Below are 20,799 nucleotides of genomic sequence, written 5' to 3'. Positions count from 1 at the left end.
ATGAGTCTGCAGGTCGAGCGCAACGAAGCGGTCGCCGTCGTCACGTTCAACCGTCCCGAGGCGCTCAACGCGCTGGACACCGCCACCAAGGTCGCCCTGCGCGACACCCTCAAGGAGCTCGCCGAGGACCCCGCGGTCAGGGCCGTCGTCCTCGCCGGCACCGGCCGGGCCTTCTGTGTCGGGCAGGACCTCCGCGAGCACGTCTCGCTGCTGGAGTCCGGCAGCGATGCGCCGCTGTCGACGGTGCGGGAGCACTACAACCCGATCTCCGAGCTGGTCGCGACCATGCCGAAGCCGGTCGTCGCGGCCGTCCGGGGCATGGCGGCGGGCGCCGGGGCGTCCCTGGCGCTGCTCGCCGACTTCCGGATCGGCGGGCCGGGCACCGGGTTCCTGATGGCGTTCGCCAACGTGGGCCTCGCCGGCGACACGGGCGTGTCGTGGACGCTGCCCCGGCTCGTCGGCCACGCGAAGGCGGCCGAGCTGCTGCTGCTCGCCGAGCCGGTCGACGCGAAGACCGCGGACCGTCTCGGCCTGCTGACCCGCCTGGTCGACGACGACGAGCAGGTGCTGCCGGTCGCCGTCGAGCTCGCGACCCGCCTCGCCGCCGGCCCCACCGTCGCGTACGGGCAGATCAAGCGCCAGCTCGCGGCCGGCTCCTCCGGCACGCTGCGGGAGGCCCTGGAGGTCGAGGCGCAGGCCCAGGCGATCTGCGGGCAGACGACGGACCACAAGGCATCGACGACCGCCTTCGTGCAGAAGCAGAAGCCGGTCTTCGCCGGAGCCTGACCGCGGATTTACGCGACTCGAACACGCGGGCCCTACCGTTGGCCGCATGGCCGATCGGACAGCACTCGCGCACCTGCTGCGCCGCGCGACCTTCGGGCCGACCGCCGAGGAGGTCGACGCGGCGGAGCGGGCCGGCCTGTCCGATCTGGACAACGGCGACCTGAAGTTCACGACCGACTTCCGCGCCGTGTACGCCTCGCTGCTGTCGAACGTCCTGGACGCCGATCCACAGCGGATTCTGGGGTACTCGCCGGCGCTGCTCGGGCTGTTCTGACGTTCTAGTCCTCTTCCGGATCCTGGTTGGCCTCGGCGCCGAGCACGAACGCCTGCATGGCGAGCTCGTCGCCGGCCGGCCAGACGAACGCGGGCAGCTCGGCCGGGCCGAGGTCGCGCACGTAGGTCCAGAACTCGCGCACCGCCTCGCCCGGGGACGCCGCCTCGATCGGCAGGTCGACGCTCACCAGCCAGGTCCGCTTCGCCGCCGGCTGCTTCGCCGCGCCCGTGACCCCTTGCGTGACCGCGCCGAACGCCGCCTCGTCCAGGCGGTGCTCGCCCTGCTCCAGGCTCTTGCCGAACGGCACCGGCTCCGCGATCAGGTCCACGGTGTACCGCAGCCGCCCCTCACCGTCGGCCCGCGCGACCCCGAACACCACGGGCGGATCGACCGCCGCCACCAGCAGCGCCTCGTCCCCGGCGGGAAGCGTGGTCCCCGGCACGAACCGCGAGGCGTAGAGCCGCTCCTGCTCGTACCGCTCCCCGGAAACAACCACCGCCCACTTCGCCATGCCCCCATTCCACCATCCGGCCCCGCCCACCCACCGGAGAGGCTGTGCGGTCAGGTGCTGTCCGTGACCGACCGGATCGGGCGAGCTGACCAGCACAATGCCCCAGCGGCGCCTGGCGGGTGCTGCGTGCCCGAGGCCGGCGCGCCGCGGGGATGGGGGGCTCCGCTCCGCCCCACCCACCGGAGGTGGGGTTCACCACAACCGCCGGGGTGGAACTACCTCTCGTCGACGGTCCAGCCGGTCTGGTCGGCCCATTGCTCGGCGCGGTCGAGCATGTCGAAGATGAAGTCGGTCTTGGCGCGGGTGTAGCCCTCGCGGTCGTCGGCGAAGCGGACGGCGAGGCGGCGCTTCACCTGGGCATAGGCGTCGGCGGCGAGGTCGTGGTTGCGCAGGAAGTCGACGAAGAGCAGCTGGACCCGCTCGTGCGAGGAGCCGCGCGACGTGACGTGGACGTGCCGGGTGCGCGGCGGGGTGGCCGGGCGGTAGAAGGACCAGGAGGCGGCCGGGTCGCGGTGGGCCAGGGCCATGCCGGTCGACTCGACCGCGGAGCGGTAGCCGTCACGGTCGTGCTCGTCGGCGACGACGATGAGGATGTCGATGACGTTCTTCGCGGCCAGGCCCGGCACGGACGTGGAGCCGATGTGCTCGATGCGCAGCGCCACCGGGCCGAGGGCGTCGGCCAGCTCGTCACGGTAGTAGGCGAACTTCGCGGGCCAGCTTGGGTCATATTCGACCAGTTCGAGTGGACCCCCGTAGTCGGCGGCGAACTCGGCGGTCATCAATCCACACTCCAGTCGCTCACCCGGGCGGTCGTCAGTCCGGATCATGGCCGGTCGAGCTGCACAAAACAAGAGGCGAGGTGATCGTCGACCATGCCGGTGGCCTGCATGAGGGCATACCCAGTCGTCGGGCCGACGAATCTGAAACCGTGCCGCTTCAGCGCCTTGGCCAGCGCTTTGGACTCGGCGGTCGCGGCCGGCACCTCGGCGAAGCTGGCGGGGCGGGCGGCTCGCGGCTCGGGTGCGAAAGACCACAGCAGCGCGGCGATCCCGTCGGGGAGGTCGGCGGCGGCGCGGGCATTGGCGATGGCGGCCTCGATCTTCGCCCGGTTGCGCACGATGCCGGCGTCGCCGAGGAGCCGCTCCACGTCGCCCTCGCCGAACTCGGCGACCGTGGCGATGTCGAAATCCGCGAACGCGACGCGGAACGCGGGCCGCTTGCGCAGGATCGTGATCCACGACAGGCCGGACTGGAAGGCCTCCAGGGTGAGCCGCTCGAAGAGCCCGTTGTCGTCGCGGACGGGCCGGCCCCACTCGGTGTCGTGATAGACGGCATAGTCGGGGGTCGAGCCACCCCACGCGCACCTGGCGAGCCCGTCCTCACCCACCACGACATCAACCACGCCCAGCAATGTACTGCAGCCCTACGACAGTTTCCCCGTCTCGACGAGCCGGGCGAAGCGTCGCAGGGCGCCGGTGAGGCTGACCTTGGAGCCGGGCCAGAGGACCGGCCAGGCCGCCTTCCCGGCGACCCCGGCCGGCAGGTGGAACCACTCGTGCCAGACGACCTGGGTGCGGTCGCTGCCCAGTGGCGTGCAGCGCAGCACCCCGGGGCCGCGCAGCACCTTGCCGTGGTGCACGACGCGGACCTCGTACGGAGGGTCGACCTTCACCACCCGCATGAGGTCGCGCAGCACGGCCGGGCCGACGCGGGTGACGGCCTCGATCGAGCTGCCCTCGCCGCCGTCCCCGGACAGGACGCGGACCCTGGTGAAGGGGATCCAGTCGCTCTGCCGGGGCCAGTCGATGAGCCCGGCGAAGACCCGCTCGGCGGGCGCCCGGACGATCACCGTCGCGGTCACCTCGCCGACGCCGGGCTGCGCGACCGCCTCGAAGGACGGATCGGTCACTTCACCACCGGGGAAGGCTCGCCCCAGGTGTGCGCGGTGCTGTCGTCATCCGTGGCCCGCTTGTCCAGGTCGACGATGTGCTCTGCCTCGGGCTCGACCTCTGCCGACGGCGTGGCGGACGGCGGGGACAGCACGACGTTGCCGCCGGCGCCGGTGACCGCCGCCTCGCGGGCGTCGCGCAGCGCGTCGGCGTCCTCGGTGCGCCCGTCGCGCAGCGCCTTGACCTCGGCCTCGAGGACCTGGATCAGCTCCTCCTTGTAGCCGATGTCGTAGCCGGCGCGGCGCAGCGCCGCGTCGACCTGCGCCATCCGGTACCCGCGCAGGGTGGTGTCGAAGCGGACCTGACCGACGTCGCCTTCGACCAGGGGCCGGGAGGACGGCAGGGGCACCGCGCGCCCGTCAGGCTCGTGACCTTCGATCCCCGGGTCGTCACCGGTGATCAACAAGGACACGCCGAACCCGATTGCCCCGACGACCACGGCGGCGATCAACACCAGGAGGAACTCAGCCATAGGGGGAATCGTGGCACGCTGACTGGGGCGCGGGCGAGCCCGGCACACCCTTCTGAAGGAAAGACGGAGGATTCATGATGTTTCGGCTGGGCCGCCGGCAGTTCACCGACGGTGACTACGCGGTGATGGCGATCGTGAACCGGACGCCGGACTCGTTCTTCGACAAGGGCGCCACGTTCGCCGAGGACGCGGCGCTGCGGGCGGTCGAGGCGGCGGTCGGCGAGGGCGCGGACATCATCGACATCGGCGGGGTGAAGGCCGGCCCGGGCAGCACCGTGGACGCCGCGGAGGAGCTGCGCCGGACGCTGCCGACGGTCGCGAAGGTCCGCGAGCGCTTCCCTGACGTGGTCATCTCCATCGACACGTGGCGGGCGGAGGTGGCCCGGGAGGTGATCGCGGCCGGCGCGGACCTGATCAACGACACGTGGGCGGGCGCCGACCCGGACCTCGCCGTCGTCGCCGCGGAGACCGGCGCGGGCCTGGTCTGCTCCCACGCCGGCGGGCTCACCCCGAGGACCCGGCCGCATCGGGTGGCGTTCGCGGATCCCGTCGAGGATGTTGTACGGACAGTGACCGCACTCGCCGAGCGGGCGGTCGCCCTGGGGGTCCGCAGGGACGGCATCCTCATCGATCCGGCGCACGACTTCGGGAAAAACACACGGCACTCGCTCGCCATCACCAACCGGCTCGACGAGATGACCGCGACCGGCTGGCCCGTGCTGGTGGCACTGTCGAACAAGGACTTCATCGGCGAGACCCTCGACCTGCCGGTCGGCGAGCGCCTGGAGGGGACCCTGGCGGCCACGGCGGTGTCGGCGTGGCTGGGCGCGCGGGTCTTCCGGGCCCATCAGGTGCGCGCGACCCGCCGGGTCCTGGACACGGTGGCGGCGATCAGGGGCGACCGGCAGCCCGCGGTCTCCCGGCGAGGCCTGGCCTGACCGGCCTGCGTCACGTCCAGCGCAGGATGCGCTTGCGCCACGCGTACAGGATCCCCAGGGCGAGGACCGCCACGAAGATCGCCATCTCGACGACCGCGGCGGTCCCGAACCCGGGCCGGTCGAAGATCACCGCCCACGGGAAGAGGAACACACTCTCCACGGCGAACAGCGCGTACAGGAACGCGTACACGTAGTAGCGAATCTGTGCCTGCGCCCAGTCCCCACCCACCGGGTCGAGCCCGCACTCGTACGTGTCGAACTTCGCGGCGGCCGCCCCGCTGTCCGCCGACCGGCGCGGTCCCAGCAGCCGGGCGGCCGCGAAGGCGGCCACGAAGACGCCCGCGCCGACCAGCAGCAGAAGGCCGAGCGTCGCATAACCACCGAGATAGCCGTTCACAACACGCACCGTACTCGCAGAAACACAATCTCCGACATGCCGAAAACCAGAACTTGTCTAGATAATGAGCTTCCTTGCCCTATGGCAAGCAAGCAGCTAGCGGATCGTCAACCGCCGCCAGGATACGAGGACGCCCCATGGAAGCACCCGCGCGCCGCCGCGCCCGGCCACGTGCTGCCTTCGTCGCGCTGAGCACCTCCTGCGCGCTGCTCTTCACGCTCACCCCGGCCGCGTACGCGGAGCCGGGCCCGGAGGAGTCGACGACGGCGCCGTCGGATCCGCCGGTCACCACCGAGCCGGCGGCGTCGCCCTCACCGACCGAGGCGCCGACGACCAAGCCTCCGGTGACGCGCCCGACGACGAAGGCGCCGCCACCACCACCGCCGCAGAAGGTGCGCAAGTTCACGGTGTCGGTCAGCGACGTCGTGCTCGGCGACGCGTACTGGCAGGGCAACGGCGCCTCGAAGCTGGTCATCTCCGTCCAGAACCTCGGCGAGACCGCGGAGACCATCACCGGCTTCTACACCTTCCCCAGCGGGACCCGCGCGACCGGCGGCTACGGCATCGACGGCTGCAGGACCAGCAACGGCACCCTGAGCTTCTCCTGCCCGCTCGCGCCGGGCGGGATCGGGCGGGTCGTGGTCGACGTCGACGTCGCGCCGGACGCCTGGCGGCTGTCCGGATCCGGCAACGTGACGGCCGTGATGGAGAACTTCCCGGAGAAGGTGCGGAACTTCTCGATCACGTTCAACACGAAGCCCCCGGTGCCCGGCATCGAGCTGACGGCCGACCCGTTGACCCTCCCGGCGCAGGCGACGCCGCGCACCGAAACCGCCACGCTCCAGGTCAAGCTGCGCAACACCGGCTCGGCGAAGGCCGCCGGCGCGCTCGAGGTGGTCACCCCGCCGGGTGTCGACGTGGTGTCGTTCCCGAGCGCCTGCCGGGCACAGCGGAAGCTGTCGCCCGAGCGGTCGCGCTGCGAGCTGGGCGATGTCGCCGCCGGCAAGGACGTCCCGGCCAACTTCGTGCTGTCGATCAGCGCCGCCGCCCGGGCCGAGGTGCCGCTGACGGGCGCGGTGCACGGCTACCTGGCGCCGATCGGCCTGGACCCGGTCGAGACCCGCGCCGACTACAAGATCACCGGGCCGCCGCTGGCCGGTGAGCCGCAGCTGCCCACCGACGCCCCGGCGTCGCCGGTGGCCGTGACCAGCAGTCAGCTGTCCAGCCTGCCGTTCATCGGCGGGATCATCGGGCTGGTCGCGCTGGTGGGGTTCCTCGTCGTGTTCTCGCTGCGGCGACGCCTGCGGGACGAGTCCGCGACCCGGGACCGGCCCGGCATGCAAGACGATTCCGGTGCACGAGACGCCGCGTCCCAGACGCTGGTGCCGGAGCCGCGCAGAAGTGACGAAGATCTACCGCCGCTGCCCCAGCGCACGCCGATTCCCAGGTCGCTGACGCTGCCGAGGCTGCCGAGCGGCCCCGTCGCGGGGTCCAGCTTCCGGCAGCCGGACGAATAAAGCGCAGAATAGCGGCGTTTGTGTGGTTCGACGTCAGCCGCACAAATCCGGGATCCGACGCACACCGGCACCTGCGAAGGCGGCGGGCGCGGACCTTCGACGTACCCTCTGATTGTCAGAAGGATCGGGCCGGCTCGACGATGTCGTCGCACCACCGCATCCCCGCTCCGCCGGCTCAAACAGGAGGTCAGCTCACGTGACCAAGCAGGTCCGCCAGCTGGATCGAGTGGTCATCAGGTTCGCTGGCGACTCGGGCGACGGCATGCAGCTCACCGGTGACCGGTTCACGTCGGAAACCGCGCAGCTCGGCAACGACATCTCGACCTTGCCCAACTTCCCTGCCGAGATCCGCGCACCCGCCGGCACCCTGCCGGGCGTGTCGAGCTTCCAGGTCCACTTCGCCGACTTCGACATCCTGACGCCGGGCGACGCACCCAACGTCCTGGTGGCGATGAACCCGGCGGCGCTGAAGGCCAACCTCGCCGACCTGCCCAAGGGCGCCTCGATCATCGTCAACACCGACGAGTTCACGAAGCGCAACCTGGCGAAGGTCGGCTACGCGAGCAACCCGCTCGAGGACGGGTCGCTGGAGGGCTGGGCCGTCGCGCCGGTCGGGCTGACGTCGATGACCGTGAAGGCGCTGGAGTCGCACGGCGTGTCCAAGAAGGACGCCGAGCGGGCCAAGAACATGTTCGCCCTCGGCCTGCTGTCGTGGATGTACTCCCGGCCGCACGAGTCGACGCTGCGCTTCCTGGAGCGCAAGTTCGCCGCCCGGCCGGAGCTCGTCGCCGCCAACATCGCCGCCTTCAACGCGGGGTGGAACTTCGGCGAGACGACCGAGGCGTTCGCGGTCCGCTACGAGGTCAAGCCGGCCAAGATGACCGCGGGCAACTACCGCAACATCACCGGCAACGCCGCGCTCGCTCTCGGTGTCGTCGCGGCGGGTGTACGAGCGGAGCTGCCCGTCTTCCTGGGCGCGTATCCGATCACGCCCGCGTCGGACATCCTGCACGAGCTGAGCAAGCACAAGAAGTTCGGCGTGACGACGGTCCAGGCCGAGGACGAGATCGCCGCGATCGGCGTGGCCCTCGGCGCGTCCTACGGCGGCGCGCTGGGCGTGACGACCACTTCGGGCCCGGGCGTCGCCCTCAAGGGTGAGACCATCTCCCTCGCGGTCGCCCTGGAGCTGCCGCTGCTCATCATCGACGTGCAGCGGGCCGGCCCGTCCACCGGCCTGCCGACCAAGACCGAGCAGGCCGACCTCAACATGGCGCTGTTCGGCCGGCACGGCGAGGCCCCGGTGGCGGTCATCGCGCCGCGCTCCCCCGCCGACTGCTTCGACGCCGCGATCGAGGCGGCCCGGATCGCACTGACCTACCGCACCCCGGTGATCCTGCTGTCCGACGGGTACATCGCCAACGGCTCCGAGCCGTGGCGGCTGCCGGAGGTCGCGGACCTGCCGGACCTGCGGACCGAGTTCGCGACCGAGCCCAACGGCGAGGACGGCACGACGTTCCTGCCGTACCTGCGCGACCCGGTGACCCTCGCCCGCCCGTGGGCGGTCCCCGGCACGCCCGGCCTGGAGCACCGCATCGGCGGCCTGGAGAAGGCCGACAAGACCGGCGACATCTCGTACGACCCGGCCAACCACGACTTCATGGTGCGCACCCGCGCCGCGCGGATCGAGGGCATCGAGGTGCCCGACGTCGAGGTCGAGGACCCCGACGGCACCGCCCGCGTGCTGGTGCTCGGCTGGGGCTCCACCTACGGCCCGATCGGCGCCGCGGCGCGGGCCCTGCGCCAGCGCGGGCTGCCGATCGCGCAGGCGCACCTGCGGCACCTGTCGCCGATGCCGAAGAACCTCGGCGCGGTGCTCGCAGCCTACGACAAGGTCGTCATCCCGGAGATGAACCTCGGCCAGCTGGCCGGCGTCATCCGTTCGAAGTTCCTGATCGACGCGATCGCGTACAACCAGGTCCGCGGCCTGCCCTTCACCGCCGCGGAGCTGGAGTCCGTGCTGGAGGAAGTGGTCAAGAATGCCTGAGGCACTCAAGCTGACGACGAAGGACTTCAAGTCCGACCAGGAGGTGCGCTGGTGCCCCGGCTGCGGGGACTACGCGATCCTGGCCGCGGTCCAGTCGTTCATGCCGGAGCTCGGCATCCCGCGCGAGCGGATCGTGTTCGTCTCCGGCATCGGCTGCTCGTCGCGATTCCCGTACTACATGAACACCTACGGCATGCACTCGATCCACGGCCGCGCGCCGGCGATCGCGAGCGGCCTGTCGGTGTCCCGCCCCGACCTGTCGGTGTGGGTGGTGACCGGCGACGGTGACGCGCTGTCGATCGGCGGCAACCACCTGATCCACGCGCTGCGCCGCAACGTCAACCTGAAGATCCTGCTGTTCAACAACAAGATCTACGGCCTGACGAAGGGGCAGTACTCGCCCACGTCGGAGGTCGGCAAGATCACGAAGTCGACGCCGGTGGGCTCGGCGGACTCGCCGTTCAACCCGATCTCCCTGGCCCTGGGCGCGGAGGCGAGCTTCGTCGCCCGCACCATCGACTCCGACCGCAAGCACCTGCAGTCGGTGCTGCGGTCCGCGGCCGAGCACCGCGGCTCGGCGTTCGTGGAGATCTATCAGAACTGCAACATCTTCAACGACGGTGCGTTCGACGCGCTGAAGGAGCCCGCCACCAGGGACGACTTCACGATCCGCCTGGAGCACGGCCAGCCGATCACGTTCGGCAAGGACGGCGAGTGGGCGGTGACGCACCCGCCGGGCGGCTTCGGCCTGTCCGTGGTGCCGACGGCCTCGGCGGCGCCGGAGGAGATCGTCGTGCACGACGAGTCGGTCGCCGATCCGGCGTACGCGTTCGCGCTGTCCCGGCTGCCGAGCCTCGACCTGCGCAACACGCCGATCGGGGTGTTCCGCAACGTGGAGCGGCCCGCCTACGACGACGTGGTCCGCGACCAGCTCACCACGGCGAAGGCCAAGGCGAAGGGCACCCCCGAGGAGGAGCTCGGCGCCCTGCTCAACAGCGGCGACACCTGGACCATCCTGTAGACCATCCTGTAGACCATCCCGTAGACCATCCTGTGGACGGTCCCTGTAGGCAACCGGTACAGGAGCCGATGCGTCTGAAGAGGTAGCGCACCGACACGTCGGTGAGCCCTCCCTGAGGTGGGGTGGCAGCGCAGCGGGGCAATCCCCCGGCGAGCTGCCACCCCATCCGGCGTTTCGCGGAAGCTATTCGGCGGCGGAGAAGCGGATCGAGCCGGCCACCAGGTCCGGGTGCTCGATCGTCAGGGCCAGGGCCACCGACTCCTCCAGGCTCAGCGCGCCACCGGCGGCGGAGGCCTCGTCGAAGTCCGCGTCGCCCATCGCGGTCCGCAGCGCGGCCTGCTGCTCCGTCCAGTACGCGCCGAACCCGCCGGCGGAGCAGCGCAGCCGCACCCTGGCCGCCTGGGCGGCGCCGAAGAGCCGCGCCGCGGTGCCGGTCTCGCCGGCGAGGGAGCACCGCACCGCGATCGCCATCAGCGCCTCGCACACCCGCAGCTGGAAGCCGAAGCTCATCCGCGACCGCAGCGCCACGATGAGGTGGTCGTGCGCCGCGACCAGGTCACCGCGGGCCAGCGCGACCATGCCGAGCAGCATGTCGACGGTCCGCCGGCCGCGCTCCATCGGGCGGGAGTTCTCCAGGGCCCGGGCGGACGCCAGCAGGTCGGCGGCCTCGTCGAGCGCGCCGCGGCGCCACAGCAGCTGCGCGAGGGCGTAGACGGCGGAGAGCGTCTCCCCGGCGACGCCCTGCTCCTCGGCGAGGGCGATCACCTCCCGGCAGCCGCGCTCAGCCTCGTCGAACCGGCCCATGTCCAGCAGCGGCGCGCCCCGCCCGGCGAGCACCCGCGCGATCAGCCCGGGGTCGCCGGCCCGTCGCGCCGCCGCCTCGGCCCGCTGCGAGAAGCGCAGCTCCTCGACCGTCTCGCCGTCGGCGCCCGCGTGCAGGGAGTGCATGTGGTAGGCCGCCGCGAGCTCCGCGTCGGGGACGGGTTCACCGGTCGCGCTGATCCGCTCGTACAGGCGGAACAGCCACATGCGACCCTCACGGACCAGGCCGCGCTCCCGCCACCACTGGTCGAGCGCGCCGGCGACGGCGAGGCCCTGCCGCCCGCTGCCGCGGGTCACGGTCCAGTGCAGGGCGGCCCGCAGCTCGTCGGCGAGCGGGTCGAGGGTGTAGAGCGACAGCGTGACGGGCCGCCCGTCGGTGTCGACGTGGGCGTCGTGCGCGGCCTGCAGGCACCAGGCGACGTGCCGCTCCCGGGCCGGCTCCTCCTCGCCGGCCTCGACGAGCAGCCGGGCGGCGTAGGCGCGGATCGGGTCGAGCATGCGGTAGGTCGCGTTCGTCGCGCCGGCCTCCGCCTGCAGCAGGGACTTGTCGACGAGGGTCGCGAGCGGGTCGAGGGGGTCGCCGTCGTGCAGCCACTCGATCGCGGGCAGGTCGACGGGGCTGGCGAAGACCGACAGCCGGCGCAGCAGCCGGGCGGCGCGCTCGTCGAGCGTCCGGTACGACCAGTCGACGGCCGCCTGCATGGTGCGGTGCCGGTTGCTGGGGACGTCGGCGTCGGACAGGGCGCCGCGACCGGCGTCCAGGGTGCCGAGGACGTCGTCGATGCGGGCCGCGAGCTGCGCGGCGGACAGCAGCCGCAGCCGCGCCGCGGCGAGCTCCAGCGCGAGCGGCAACCCCTCCAGGGCCTCGGCGACCCGGGTGAGCTGGGCGATCTCGCCCGGCTCGGCGGGCCGGCCGCCCCGCGCGGCGGAGGCCCGGTCGACCAGCAGCGCGACGGCGTCGCTGAACCCGCCGCCGCTGGCCGCCTCGACCGACAGCGGCGGGATCCGCCAGACGACCTCGCCGGCGAGGCCGAGCGGCTCGCGGCTGGTCGCCAGGACGGTGACCTCCGGTCCGGTGGACAGCAGCCGCGACACGAGCCGGCGGGCCGCGGGCAGCTGCGCGTCGGACGTGTCGAGCAGGAACAGCATCCGCCGGTCGCGGACGTGGTCGGCGAGGGTCTGGATGACGGGCCGGCCCGGCTCGGGGCGCAGCCCGGCGGCGGCCGCGACGGCGACGTCGACGAGGTCGCTGGTCGCGACGGCGCTGAGGTCGGCGAACCAGACCCCGTCGCGGAACTGCTCGACGAGCTCACCGGCTGCCTCGACGGCGAGGCGGGTCTTGCCCGCGCCGCCCGCGCCGACCACGGTGACGATGCGGTGGGCGCCGACGAGGTCACGCACGGCGGCGCGCTCGGCGGCGCGGCCGATGAACCGGGTCGTCTGCACCGGCAGGTTGTGGGCGGGAGCGTCGATGGTGCGCGGCCGGGGGAACTGGCGGTCGAGGCCCGGGGCGACCAGCTGGAAGATCCGCTCGCAGCCGTCGAAGCCGCGCAGCCGGTGCAGGCCCAGGTCGAGCAGGTAGGCGTCGTCACCCAGGGCGCCCTCGGGCCCGCCGACGCGGCCGGCGGTGGCCGCGGAGCACAGAACCTGCCCGCCGTGGGCGGCGGCGGCGACGCGGGCCGCGCGGTGCACCTCCGGCGACGTGTACTCCCCGCCGTAGGGCTCGGCGAACCCGGTGTGCAGGCCCATGCGGACCTTCGGCCGGGCCTCGGACCCGTCGGGCGCGGCCGGCCAGTCGTGGGCGGCGAGCTCGCGCTGCGCCTCGATGCAAGCGGTGAGCGCGGCGGCGGCGTCGGCGAACGCGACGAAGAGCGAGTCACCCTCGGTGAAGAGCTCGACACCATCCGCTTTGGACAGCGCGCGACGGATCACCTGCCGGTGCTCCTGGAGCACCGGCCGATATCCCGTGCCGAGCATCTGGGCAAGTCGAGTCGAGCCCTCGATGTCGGTGAACAGGAATGTCACCAGCCCGCTGGGCAGATGCGTCCGCGCCGACACGTGAAACCCCCGCCTCCCTTTTCAGGCGTTCCCCATATTTCCCCACCCCTGGGTCGCGCACATCGTAGAAACGGTCCCCAACCGGTCGTCCTCAAGGTCGGACAGACGTTGGTCTGCGCTCTTCCAAGCAGGTCAGCAAGCATACGGGGATGAAGTTCGAGTGGGTTTCGCGTGACGTAACGACAACTTGACCGGCCGAGTTGTGGCACGCGAGGCCACAACATCAAAGACATCCGGCGGTTATTGCGAAACCGGCCCGTAACAATGCATCAGCAACCGCACGAGCCGCCGCAACACCCGCCACCGGAAGGACGCTGCGAGAGGCCCGCGGCGTTGACACCATTGACGGCGACCGTCGACAGCAGCTTCACCGTGTCGTCGTGGCCTGCCGGACACGCGGCGTTCGCATTGGCTTCAGCCATCGGTCGCTGGACTTCGAACGTGTCGCCGCAGGCCCTGCACCGGTACTCGTAACGAGGCATCCCCACAGGTTAGGCGACGGTGACACGTGCGCGGCAAGTGCGGAATACTCGACACGTGGCACAGAACCGCGGTCCCCGGCCCGACGAGCAACAACCCACCACAGTGGACACACTCTCGGTGACCGCGATCCGCTCACCCGCGCCGGATGAGGGCTCCTCCCAGGGGGATCCGCCGCCGAAGCACGGTAGAAGAGCGGCGAAACACCACAAGTCCACCACCGACAATGCCGCCGACTCGTCGCCGAGCGTGCCGCCGCAGCAGCGTCACATCCCGAAGCACGCCGCGAAGGGGCCCGGCGACCAGTCGCCCACGGCGCAGCCGCAGGCGCCCACCGGCAAGCCGCCGGTGCCCGCGCCCGCCGACGTCCTGCAGAGCCGCCCGGCCCGCTTCGAAGGGCTGCGGGTGTGGCTGCCCACGCCCGGCGGCCGGATGCTCGTCGCCGGCCTCTCCCTCGCCCTGATGCTCGGTGTCGCCTTCGCGTCCGGCAGGTTCCTCGTCCCGGCCGTGTCCGAGCCGGAGGCGGGCGGCTCCGCCCCGCCGCCGGCGACCGCGACCCCGGGCGGGATCGAGACCGGCGAAGCGCCCGTGCCCCAGCCGCCGCCGACGACGTTCAGCCCGCCCGCCGGCACCAAGGAGCGCCCGTCGGACGTCCTGGCCGCGTGGGCCGGCCCGCGCGCGGTGAAGCTCAACATCCCGCCGGTCTCGATGCAGGCGTACGGGTACGCGGAGCTGATCACCGCCCGCACCACGCCGGGCTGCAAGCTGACCTGGACCACGCTCGCCGGCATCGCGAAGATCGAGTCGGACCACGGCCGGACCGGCGGCGCGCTGGTGCAGGACGACGGCAAGTCGGTGCCGGCGATCATCGGCCCGCCGCTGGACGGGCAGAGCAACCGGCAGGCGATCAAGGACACCGACGGCGGCGCGATCGACACCGACAAGACCTGGGACCGGGCGGTCGGGCCGATGCAGTTCCTGCCGAGCACCTGGAAGCAGTACGGGATCGACGCCGACGCCGACGGGGTGACCGACGTCAACGACATCGACGACGCGGCCCTGACCGCCGCCGCGTACCTGTGCGCCGGCGGCCGCGACCTGTCCACGCTGGAGGGCTGGAACGCCGCCATCCACTCGTACAACATCCCCGAGGAGTACCGCACGGCGGTCTTCAACGCGACGAACGACTACGGCCGCCGGGACCGCACAGGGTGAGGCGACGGGTAGATCCGCGTACATGAAAGGCCACGCTCTGCGGCGCGGTACTTCCGCTGAGCCACAAAGGTAGGCAAGCTTGACTCCGTGATGGTGCGCGAGTGGGACCCAGGGACCGCGACCGCGGCTGAGATCGAGGCGGTGCTGCGGTCGCTCAACGAGATCGTGGCCTTCGACGTGCCCGAGGATCCGCCGTGGCGCGACGTCAAGTTCCGGGAGTATCTCGCGGTCACGATGCCCGGTGAGCGGCGCACGTCGTGGCTGGCCGTCGACGAGTCCGGCGCCGTGCTCGGCCACGCGAGCCTGCTCGCGCTGGAGGACATCGGCGTGCTGGAGCTGTCGGTGGTGCCCGCGGCGCGCGGCGGGCACGTCGGCACGGCGCTGCTCGCCGCGGTGGCCCGGCGCGCCGCCGAGGAGGGCTTCGAGTCCGTCGGCGTCGAGGTGATCGGCGGCACCCCGAGCATCAAGTTCTTCGAGTCGTTCGGCTTCGAGTGCGCGTTCATCGAGCAGCGCAACCTGCTGGACCTGGGCGGGGTCGACTGGCTGCGGCTGGGCGAGATGGCGGCCGGCATCGGCGCGGGCTACCGGGTCGAGTACCACCCGGGCGGCCCGCCGGAGCAGCACTACGCGGCCTACGCGGCGGCGAAGGAGGCGGCGCGGGCGTCGGTCGTGGCGGACCTGGAGCTGCGGCCCAGCTCATACGACGCGGAGCGGCTGCGGGCGAGCCTCGCGACCCTGCACGCGCGCGGCCTCAAGCCGTACATCGTCCTCGCGGTGCACGAGGCGTCCGACACGATCGCCGGGCTCACCGAGGTCGTCGTCCCGGCGCAGCGGCCGACCCGCGCCGACCAGTACGACACCATCGAAGTGCCGGCGCACCGCGGCTATGGCATCAGCCGGGCGATCAAGGCGCGGATGCTCTTCGAGCTGCGGGCCGCCGAGCCGCACCTGCTGGACGTGCAGACGTGGAACGCGACGGAGAACGAGCCGCTGCTGAAGGTCAACGCCGAGCTGGGCTTCAAGCCGGACCGCGAGTGGCGCGAGTACGACGCCGACGTCATCGACCTGCTCCGCCGCCTCAAGTAGCAGGACCTTCGGCGTCGGATCAGCTGGGTGCCCAGGGGCCTTGGACAAAGGTCCCTTCCGCGGTGAACGGGAACGAGTTGTACTGGCACCCGTTCAGCGCGATCGTCTGCGTCTGCATGATCGGCGCCGGTCCGGAGCCCGGGCACTTCATGTGGTCGAAGCCCAGGAAGTGGCCCATCTCGTGGTTCACGGTGTTGGCGTGGAAGTCCACGCCCGGCGCCCCGTCGATGCCCTTCAGCCAGCGGCGCAGGTTGAGCAGGATGGTCTGCCCGTACCGGCACGAGTAGATGCCCTGGGTGTTGACGCCCACGGCCTTGCACAGCTTGTCGACGGTGCCGGGGGTGGCCAGCCGCAGCCGCACGCTGTAGTCCTCGCCGCTGACCCGCTGGAAGGACCAGCTGGCGTCGGCGAGCTTGTTGGACGGGTAGGTCACCGGGTGCTCGGCCGACGCGGTCCAGCCGAGCTCCGCACCGAGTGCCCGCTCGACCTCGGCGGCGGTCTTCTCCGGCGTCCAGACCGGGTTGCCGCCCCACTGGATGCCGTTCTCGACCTCGACGCGGTACTTCACCAGCGTCGCGCCCGTGCCGACGATCGCGGTGCCGCCGGTCGCGACGGTGAACGTGCCGGCCGCCGTCGCCGGGACGCCGTCGCCGCTCGGCGGGGGCGCCTTCGCCCCGCCGGTGTCGCCGCCCGCGGTGACCTGCTTCTTGAGCGTCGAGGACGGCTTCGGGGCCGGCTTCTTGCTGGTCGACGGCTTGGCGGACGGCTTCACCGACGGCGACGGCGACAGCGGCGGCGACGGCGACTCGATCACCGCGACGGATGCCGCCTCACTCGGCGGTGGTGCCGCCGTGTCCGATTTACCGGACTTATCGGCGCAACCGGCCAGTCCGACGGAAGCGATCATCGCCACTGCGAAACCTGCTCGTGTCCCCCGCACCCGGCCCACCCTAGTAGGGAATGCAAACGGGAGGGGCCCCGGGCAGGTGCCCGGGGCCCCTCCGTGGAGCGGTTCGTTACGGCAGCGTCCACTTCTGGTTCGCCGGCACCGGCGAGATGCAGGTCCACAGGTGCACGACGGTGCTGTCCGCGGAGTTGTTGCCGGACACGTCGAGGCACTTGCCGGACTGCGGGTTGCGCAGCGTGCCGTCGGCGTTCGGCGCCCAGTTCTGCGCGCCGGACCCGTTGCACGTCCACAGCTGGATCTTCGTGCCGTCGGCGCTGCCGCCACCCGACACGTCCAGGCACTTGCCGAGGGCCCGCAGGGTCTGGCCGTTGCGGGTCCAGGTCTGCGCGCCGGAGCCGTTGCAGGTGTACAGCTGGATCTGCGTGCCGTCGGCGGTGCCGCTGCCGCGGACGTCGAGGCACTTGCCGGCCAGGCCCTTGACCGGCCCGACCCCGGTCTGCGTCGTGCCCTTCACCAGCGTGAAGTCGTCGACGTCGAAGAGGCCGGTGCCCGTGCCGGTGAAGGTCAGGAACAGGTTCGCGTTGCCCGACGGGACGCCGGTCAGGGTGGTGGTGACGTTGGCGTAGGTGTCCCAGCTGCCGGTGTTCGGCACGTTGACGGTGCCGAGGATCGTGCCGGTCTGTGAGCCGTTGCGGATCTGGATCTGGCCGCCGGCGCCGCCGGACACGACCCGCGCCCGGAACGACGTGGCGCCGCCGACGTTCACGTTGTTGTAGCCGGCCCAGTCGCCCGGGTCGATGTAGCCGAGGGTCTGGCCGTTGTTGGCGCCGGCCTTGGTGAAGGCCTGCGCGCCGTTGACGGAGCTGAAGGACTCGGCCTGCACGGTCACGTCGGTCGACGGGTTCCCGCCGAGGTCCTTGATCCGGATGTTGCGGAACGAGGCCGTGTCACCGGTGCCGTGGTTCTGGATGCCGATGTACCCGTCGAGGTTGCGGTTCGGGTCGGTGTTGGTGAAGTCGTTGATCAGGCTGCCGTTCAGGTACACCCGGATCCGCTGCCCCTCGACGAGCAGCTCGTAGGTGTTCCACTCGCCGGCCGGGTTGAGCGCCGCGTCGCGGGCCGCGATGTCCGCGGACTTGAACGTGTAGATGGCGCCGGTGGTGCGGTCGGCGGCGTCGGTCGCGTCGATCTGGATCTCGTACCCCTGGTTGACGGCGACCCACGGGTCGGTGCCGGGGTTCGGGAAGCCGACGAAGATGCCGGAGTTGCTGTCGCCGGTGAGCCGCCAGTCCGCCTTCAGCGAGTACGAGACGTACTGCTTCGCGCTGTACCAGAACAGGCCCATGCCGCCGACGGACGTCAGCGTCGCGTCGCTGTTGGTGAAGCTGCCGGGGCCGGCCTGCGACCAGCCGGTCGTGGAGCCGTTGTAGATCGCGGTGTAGCCGCTCTCCGGGCGGCAGTCCGCCTTGGCCCGCTTCGCCGCGTACCGGATGCCGCCGAGGAGCTCGTTGCGGAAGTTGCCGTCGGAGTACGAATCCTGCGTGTGCCCGAAACCGGTGTAGAACGACCGGCCGCTGTCGATCGTCTTGCACCACGTGATCGGGTGGTCGGCGCCCATCGACCCGCCGGAGTAGGACGACTCGTCCAGCGTCGCCAGGACGCGGGCGCTGCCGCGCGGGTTGGTCTGGTAGTTGTACAGCTCGTCGGTGCGCGTCCAGGTCTGCGGCAGGTGCGCCGTCGCCGGGTGGGCCCGGTTCTCGGTCTTCGAGTTGACCTGCTGGATCGCCGGGTGCGAGGCGAACCAGGCGCCGACGAGGTTGCCGTAGAACGGCCAGCTGTACTCGGTGTCGGCGGCCGCGTGGACACCGACGTAGCCGCCGCCGCCCCGCACGTACGACTCGAACGCCGTCTGCTGGGCGTCGTTGAGCACGTCACCGGTGGTGTTGAGGAAGACGACCGCCTCGTACTGCGCGAGGTTGCCGGTGGTGAAAGCTCCTCCGTCCTCGGTGGCGGTCACGGTGAAGTTGTTCGCCGCGCCCAACTGCTGGATCGCGGTGATGCCCGCCGGGATCGCGTCGTGGCGGAAGCCGGCGGTCTTGGAGAACACGAGGACGTCGTAGGGCGCGTCGGCGGCGACGGCCGGGCTGGCGGCGGACAGGGTGCAGGCGGCGAGGGCGATGGCGGCGCCCGCTCCGGCCAGGATTCTGCGCACAGAAATCTCCTTAGCAGGGAAGGAGGCGCCCGTGTGGCGGCACGGGCGCCCGATCACCTCGTTAGGGCAGGGTCCACTTCTGGTTGGCGGGCGCTGGACTGATGCAGGTCCACAGGTGCACGACGGTGCTGTCCGCGGAGTTGTTGCCGGACACGTCGAGGCACTTGCCGGACTGCGGGTTGCGCAGCGTGCCGTCGGCGTTCGGCGCCCAGTTCTGCGCGCCGGACCCGTTGCACGTCCACAGCTGGATCTTCGTGCCGTCGGCGCTGCCGCCACCCGACACGTCGAGGCACTTGCCGAGGACCTGCAGCGTCTGACCGGACCGGGTCCAGTTCTGCGCGTTGGTGCCGTTGCAGGTGTACAGCTGGATCTGCGTGCCGTCGGCGGTGGCGGCGCCGCGCACGTCGAGGCACTTGCCGGCGAGACCCTTGACCGGGCCGATGCCGCTGCTGCTGGTCGTGAAGGTGAAGCTGTCCACGTCGAACAGTGCGGCGGTGCCGGTGCCGGCGAACGTCACGAACAGCGACGTGGTGCCGGCCGGTGCGCCGGAGATCGGCGCGGTCACCGTCGTGAACGTCTCCCACGAGCCCGTCACCGGGATCGTCGCGGAGCCGATGATCGGGCCCGTCGCCGAGCCCGTGCGGAACTGCACGGTGCCACCGGTGCCGCCGGACGACGCCCGGACGGAGACCGAGGTGGCGTTGTTCAGCTTGTACGGGTCGAACTGGATCCAGTCGCCGTTGTTGATGTCGCCGACCGTCTTGCCGCCCTCGGCCGTCGTCTTGGTGAACGTGTTGATGCCCGACGACGTCTTGAAGTGCTCCGCCTGCCGCTTGCGCGGCTGGAGGATGTTCTGCGCGTGGACGGTCAGCCCGCCCTTGTCGGTGTACTGCGCGTCGAAGATCGGGAAGATGTTCGCCGCGTCGTCGTGCTCACCGTCGACCGGGATGTTGATCGTGCCGGTGCACCCGGTCTGCGAGGTGATCTGGTGGGCGTGCTGGTCGTGCCCGAGCACGTAGGTCATGGTGACCTTCGAGCAGTCGATCGCCCCGTCCTCGGGGTCGGTCACGGTGACGCTCCACGGCACGCTGTCGCCGAAGGACACCAGCTGCCCGCTCGCCGGCGCGTTGACCACGACCGTCGGCGCGGTGTTGCCGACGTTGATCAGCACGCTGGACGTGGCCGGGGCGTTCTGGTTGTCCCGCACGGTCAGCGTCGCGTTGTAGGTGCCGTTCGTGGTGTACGTGAACGACGGGTTCGCCGCCGTGGAGTCCTGCGTGCCGTTGCCGTCGAAGTCCCACGAGTACGTCAGCGGACCGCCCTCCGGGTCGCTGGACCCGGCGGAGGAGAACGTCACCGCCAGCGGCGCCGCACCCGAGGTCTTGTTCGCGCTCGCGACGGCGGTCGGCGCACGGTTGCCTCCGCCCACGTAGTCGTAGCGGTACAGGGCGGAGTTGGCGTCGCCGTTGAAGTAGCCGGTGCCGTAGTCCAGGACGTACAGCGCGCCGTCGGGGCCGAACTGCATGTCCATGACCTGCTTGCCGCCCCACGGGAACGTGTCGATCGCGCCGCGGCTGCCGTCGCTGTTGACGACGATCGGCTTGATCCAGCCGCGGCCGAACTCACCGGCGAAGAACATGCCGTTGAAGCTGGCCGGGAACTTCGTCGCCGACGGGTTGGCCGCGTCGTAGCGGTACACGGGCCCGCCCATCGGCGACTCGGAGCCGCCGCCGAACTCGGCCGGGGTGCCGGAGTCGCCGCCGTACTTGATCCACGCGGACCGCGCCGCGGGCAGGGTGCCCAGGCCGGTGTTGCGGAACGAGTTGTTCGTCGCCCCGCCCGCGCAGTTGTACTTGGCGCCGGTCGTGTTGTTCGAGAAGTTCCACTCGTTGTAGGTCTCGCTGGTGGTGTTGCTGCCCGTGCAGTACGGCCAGCCGTAGTTGCCCGGCGACGTGATCCGGTTGAACTCGACCTGCCCCGACGGGCCCCGGTTGGCGTCGGTGGTGCCGGCGTCCGGGCCGTAGTCGCCGACGTAGACGACGCCGGTGGCCTTGTCGACGCTCATCCGGAACGGGTTGCGGAAGCCCATCGCGTAGATCTCGGGCCGGGT

The 20,799-nt window shown here is 71.4% G+C and carries 19 protein-coding genes; 8 read left to right on the top strand and 11 right to left on the bottom strand.

The window, feature by feature from the left end; all coding sequences use genetic code 11:
- Both ACFY3L_RS50375 and ACFY3L_RS50370 read left to right on the top strand, forming a co-directional pair.
- Positions 1–786, top strand: a complete 786-nt coding sequence (locus ACFY3L_RS50375; protein ID WP_389341650.1) for an enoyl-CoA hydratase-related protein — start codon at positions 1–3, stop codon at positions 784–786.
- Between the two features lie 46 nt (positions 787–832).
- On the top strand, positions 833–1,060 hold the full coding sequence (locus ACFY3L_RS50370) for a hypothetical protein (RefSeq protein WP_389341647.1): 228 nt from the start codon (positions 833–835) through the stop codon (positions 1,058–1,060).
- Between the two features lie 4 nt (positions 1,061–1,064).
- Here the strand turns inward: ACFY3L_RS50370 and ACFY3L_RS50365 are convergent, their stop codons facing one another.
- The 5 genes from ACFY3L_RS50365 to ACFY3L_RS50345 all read right to left on the bottom strand — a co-directional run bounded on the left by ACFY3L_RS50365 (position 1,065) and on the right by ACFY3L_RS50345 (position 3,992).
- Positions 1,065–1,571, bottom strand: coding sequence for a hypothetical protein (locus ACFY3L_RS50365; protein WP_389341644.1), 507 nt, complete (start codon positions 1,569–1,571; stop codon positions 1,065–1,067).
- A 215-nt stretch (positions 1,572–1,786) separates the two neighbouring features.
- Complete coding sequence (locus ACFY3L_RS50360) at positions 1,787–2,350, bottom strand: GrpB family protein (RefSeq protein ID WP_389341641.1); 564 nt, start codon at positions 2,348–2,350, stop codon at positions 1,787–1,789.
- A 44-nt stretch (positions 2,351–2,394) separates the two neighbouring features.
- Complete coding sequence (locus tag ACFY3L_RS50355; RefSeq protein ID WP_389341638.1) at positions 2,395–2,973, bottom strand: DNA-3-methyladenine glycosylase I; 579 nt, start codon at positions 2,971–2,973, stop codon at positions 2,395–2,397.
- A 21-nt stretch (positions 2,974–2,994) separates the two neighbouring features.
- Complete coding sequence (locus ACFY3L_RS50350) at positions 2,995–3,480, bottom strand: SRPBCC family protein (RefSeq protein ID WP_389341635.1); 486 nt, start codon at positions 3,478–3,480, stop codon at positions 2,995–2,997.
- Positions 3,477–3,992, bottom strand: a complete 516-nt coding sequence (locus tag ACFY3L_RS50345; protein ID WP_389341632.1) for a DivIVA domain-containing protein — start codon at positions 3,990–3,992, stop codon at positions 3,477–3,479. Before ACFY3L_RS50345 ends, ACFY3L_RS50350 begins: the two co-directional genes overlap by 4 nt.
- A 74-nt stretch (positions 3,993–4,066) precedes the next feature.
- On the opposite strand from ACFY3L_RS50345, the gene folP reads away from it, so the two are divergent.
- Positions 4,067–4,930: a dihydropteroate synthase gene (folP, locus tag ACFY3L_RS50340; RefSeq protein ID WP_389341630.1), complete on the top strand. Its 864-nt coding sequence runs from the start codon at positions 4,067–4,069 to the stop codon at positions 4,928–4,930.
- Between the two features lie 10 nt (positions 4,931–4,940).
- Here folP and ACFY3L_RS50335 read toward each other — a convergent pair whose 3' ends face one another.
- Complete coding sequence (locus ACFY3L_RS50335; RefSeq protein WP_389341627.1) at positions 4,941–5,327, bottom strand: NADH-quinone oxidoreductase subunit A; 387 nt, start codon at positions 5,325–5,327, stop codon at positions 4,941–4,943.
- Between the two features lie 137 nt (positions 5,328–5,464).
- On the opposite strand from ACFY3L_RS50335, the gene ACFY3L_RS50330 reads away from it, so the two are divergent.
- The 3 genes from ACFY3L_RS50330 to ACFY3L_RS50320 all read left to right on the top strand — a co-directional run bounded on the left by ACFY3L_RS50330 (position 5,465) and on the right by ACFY3L_RS50320 (position 9,909).
- Positions 5,465–6,844, top strand: a complete 1,380-nt coding sequence (locus ACFY3L_RS50330) for a hypothetical protein (RefSeq protein WP_389341625.1) — start codon at positions 5,465–5,467, stop codon at positions 6,842–6,844.
- Positions 6,845–7,040: 196 nt separating this feature from the next.
- Positions 7,041–8,888: a 2-oxoacid:acceptor oxidoreductase subunit alpha gene (locus tag ACFY3L_RS50325; RefSeq protein ID WP_389341622.1), complete on the top strand. Its 1,848-nt coding sequence runs from the start codon at positions 7,041–7,043 to the stop codon at positions 8,886–8,888.
- Positions 8,881–9,909, top strand: a complete 1,029-nt coding sequence (locus ACFY3L_RS50320) for a 2-oxoacid:ferredoxin oxidoreductase subunit beta (RefSeq protein ID WP_389341619.1) — start codon at positions 8,881–8,883, stop codon at positions 9,907–9,909. The genes ACFY3L_RS50325 and ACFY3L_RS50320 overlap by 8 nt, the downstream gene beginning before the upstream one ends.
- A gap of 183 nt (positions 9,910–10,092) precedes the next feature.
- Here the strand turns inward: ACFY3L_RS50320 and ACFY3L_RS50315 are convergent, their stop codons facing one another.
- Both ACFY3L_RS50315 and ACFY3L_RS50310 read right to left on the bottom strand, forming a co-directional pair.
- Complete coding sequence (locus ACFY3L_RS50315) at positions 10,093–12,789, bottom strand: adenylate/guanylate cyclase domain-containing protein (protein ID WP_389341616.1); 2,697 nt, start codon at positions 12,787–12,789, stop codon at positions 10,093–10,095.
- Positions 12,790–13,058: 269 nt separating this feature from the next.
- Entirely contained in the window at positions 13,059–13,271 is a 213-nt protein-coding gene (locus tag ACFY3L_RS50310; protein ID WP_389341613.1) for a zinc ribbon domain-containing protein, read from the bottom strand.
- A gap of 55 nt (positions 13,272–13,326) precedes the next feature.
- Between ACFY3L_RS50310 and ACFY3L_RS50305 the strand changes: the two genes are divergently transcribed.
- Both ACFY3L_RS50305 and ACFY3L_RS50300 read left to right on the top strand, forming a co-directional pair.
- The gene (locus ACFY3L_RS50305) at positions 13,327–14,484 is read left to right on the top strand and encodes a lytic murein transglycosylase (protein ID WP_389341610.1); all 1,158 of its coding nucleotides are present in this window, start codon (positions 13,327–13,329) and stop codon (positions 14,482–14,484) included.
- A 90-nt stretch (positions 14,485–14,574) separates the two neighbouring features.
- The gene (locus tag ACFY3L_RS50300) at positions 14,575–15,570 is read left to right on the top strand and encodes a GNAT family N-acetyltransferase (RefSeq protein ID WP_389341812.1); all 996 of its coding nucleotides are present in this window, start codon (positions 14,575–14,577) and stop codon (positions 15,568–15,570) included.
- Between the two features lie 19 nt (positions 15,571–15,589).
- Here ACFY3L_RS50300 and ACFY3L_RS50295 read toward each other — a convergent pair whose 3' ends face one another.
- From ACFY3L_RS50295 to ACFY3L_RS50285, 3 genes are all read right to left on the bottom strand, one after another.
- Entirely contained in the window at positions 15,590–16,477 is an 888-nt protein-coding gene (locus ACFY3L_RS50295) for a DUF3152 domain-containing protein (protein ID WP_389341607.1), read from the bottom strand.
- Positions 16,478–16,586: 109 nt separating this feature from the next.
- The gene (locus ACFY3L_RS50290; protein WP_389341604.1) at positions 16,587–18,689 is read right to left on the bottom strand and encodes a ThuA domain-containing protein; all 2,103 of its coding nucleotides are present in this window, start codon (positions 18,687–18,689) and stop codon (positions 16,587–16,589) included.
- A 61-nt stretch (positions 18,690–18,750) separates the two neighbouring features.
- Positions 18,751–20,799: carbohydrate-binding protein (locus ACFY3L_RS50285; RefSeq protein ID WP_389341601.1), on the bottom strand; the 2,049-nt coding region annotated here is incomplete at its 5' end.

The organism is Dactylosporangium sp. NPDC000521 (genome assembly GCF_042898305.1).
Taxonomy (GTDB): Bacteria; Actinomycetota; Actinomycetes; order Mycobacteriales; family Micromonosporaceae; genus Dactylosporangium.
This window is presented reverse-complemented; position numbering and strand designations above follow the sequence as displayed.

Coding starts and splice junctions, on each gene's coding strand:
- ACFY3L_RS50375 (WP_389341650.1), top strand. CDS start 1: ATGAGTCTGCAGGTCGAGCGCAACGAAGCGGTCGCCGTCGTCACGTTC.
- ACFY3L_RS50370 (WP_389341647.1), top strand. CDS start 833: ATGGCCGATCGGACAGCACTCGCGCACCTGCTGCGCCGCGCGACCTTC.
- ACFY3L_RS50365 (WP_389341644.1), bottom strand. CDS start 1,571: ATGGCGAAGTGGGCGGTGGTTGTTTCCGGGGAGCGGTACGAGCAGGAG.
- ACFY3L_RS50360 (WP_389341641.1), bottom strand. CDS start 2,350: ATGACCGCCGAGTTCGCCGCCGACTACGGGGGTCCACTCGAACTGGTC.
- ACFY3L_RS50345 (WP_389341632.1), bottom strand. CDS start 3,992: ATGGCTGAGTTCCTCCTGGTGTTGATCGCCGCCGTGGTCGTCGGGGCA.
- folP (WP_389341630.1), top strand. CDS start 4,067: ATGATGTTTCGGCTGGGCCGCCGGCAGTTCACCGACGGTGACTACGCG.
- ACFY3L_RS50330 (WP_389341625.1), top strand. CDS start 5,465: ATGGAAGCACCCGCGCGCCGCCGCGCCCGGCCACGTGCTGCCTTCGTC.
- ACFY3L_RS50320 (WP_389341619.1), top strand. CDS start 8,881: ATGCCTGAGGCACTCAAGCTGACGACGAAGGACTTCAAGTCCGACCAG.
- ACFY3L_RS50310 (WP_389341613.1), bottom strand. CDS start 13,271: ATGCCTCGTTACGAGTACCGGTGCAGGGCCTGCGGCGACACGTTCGAA.
- ACFY3L_RS50300 (WP_389341812.1), top strand. CDS start 14,575: ATGGTGCGCGAGTGGGACCCAGGGACCGCGACCGCGGCTGAGATCGAG.
- ACFY3L_RS50295 (WP_389341607.1), bottom strand. CDS start 16,477: ATGATCGCTTCCGTCGGACTGGCCGGTTGCGCCGATAAGTCCGGTAAA.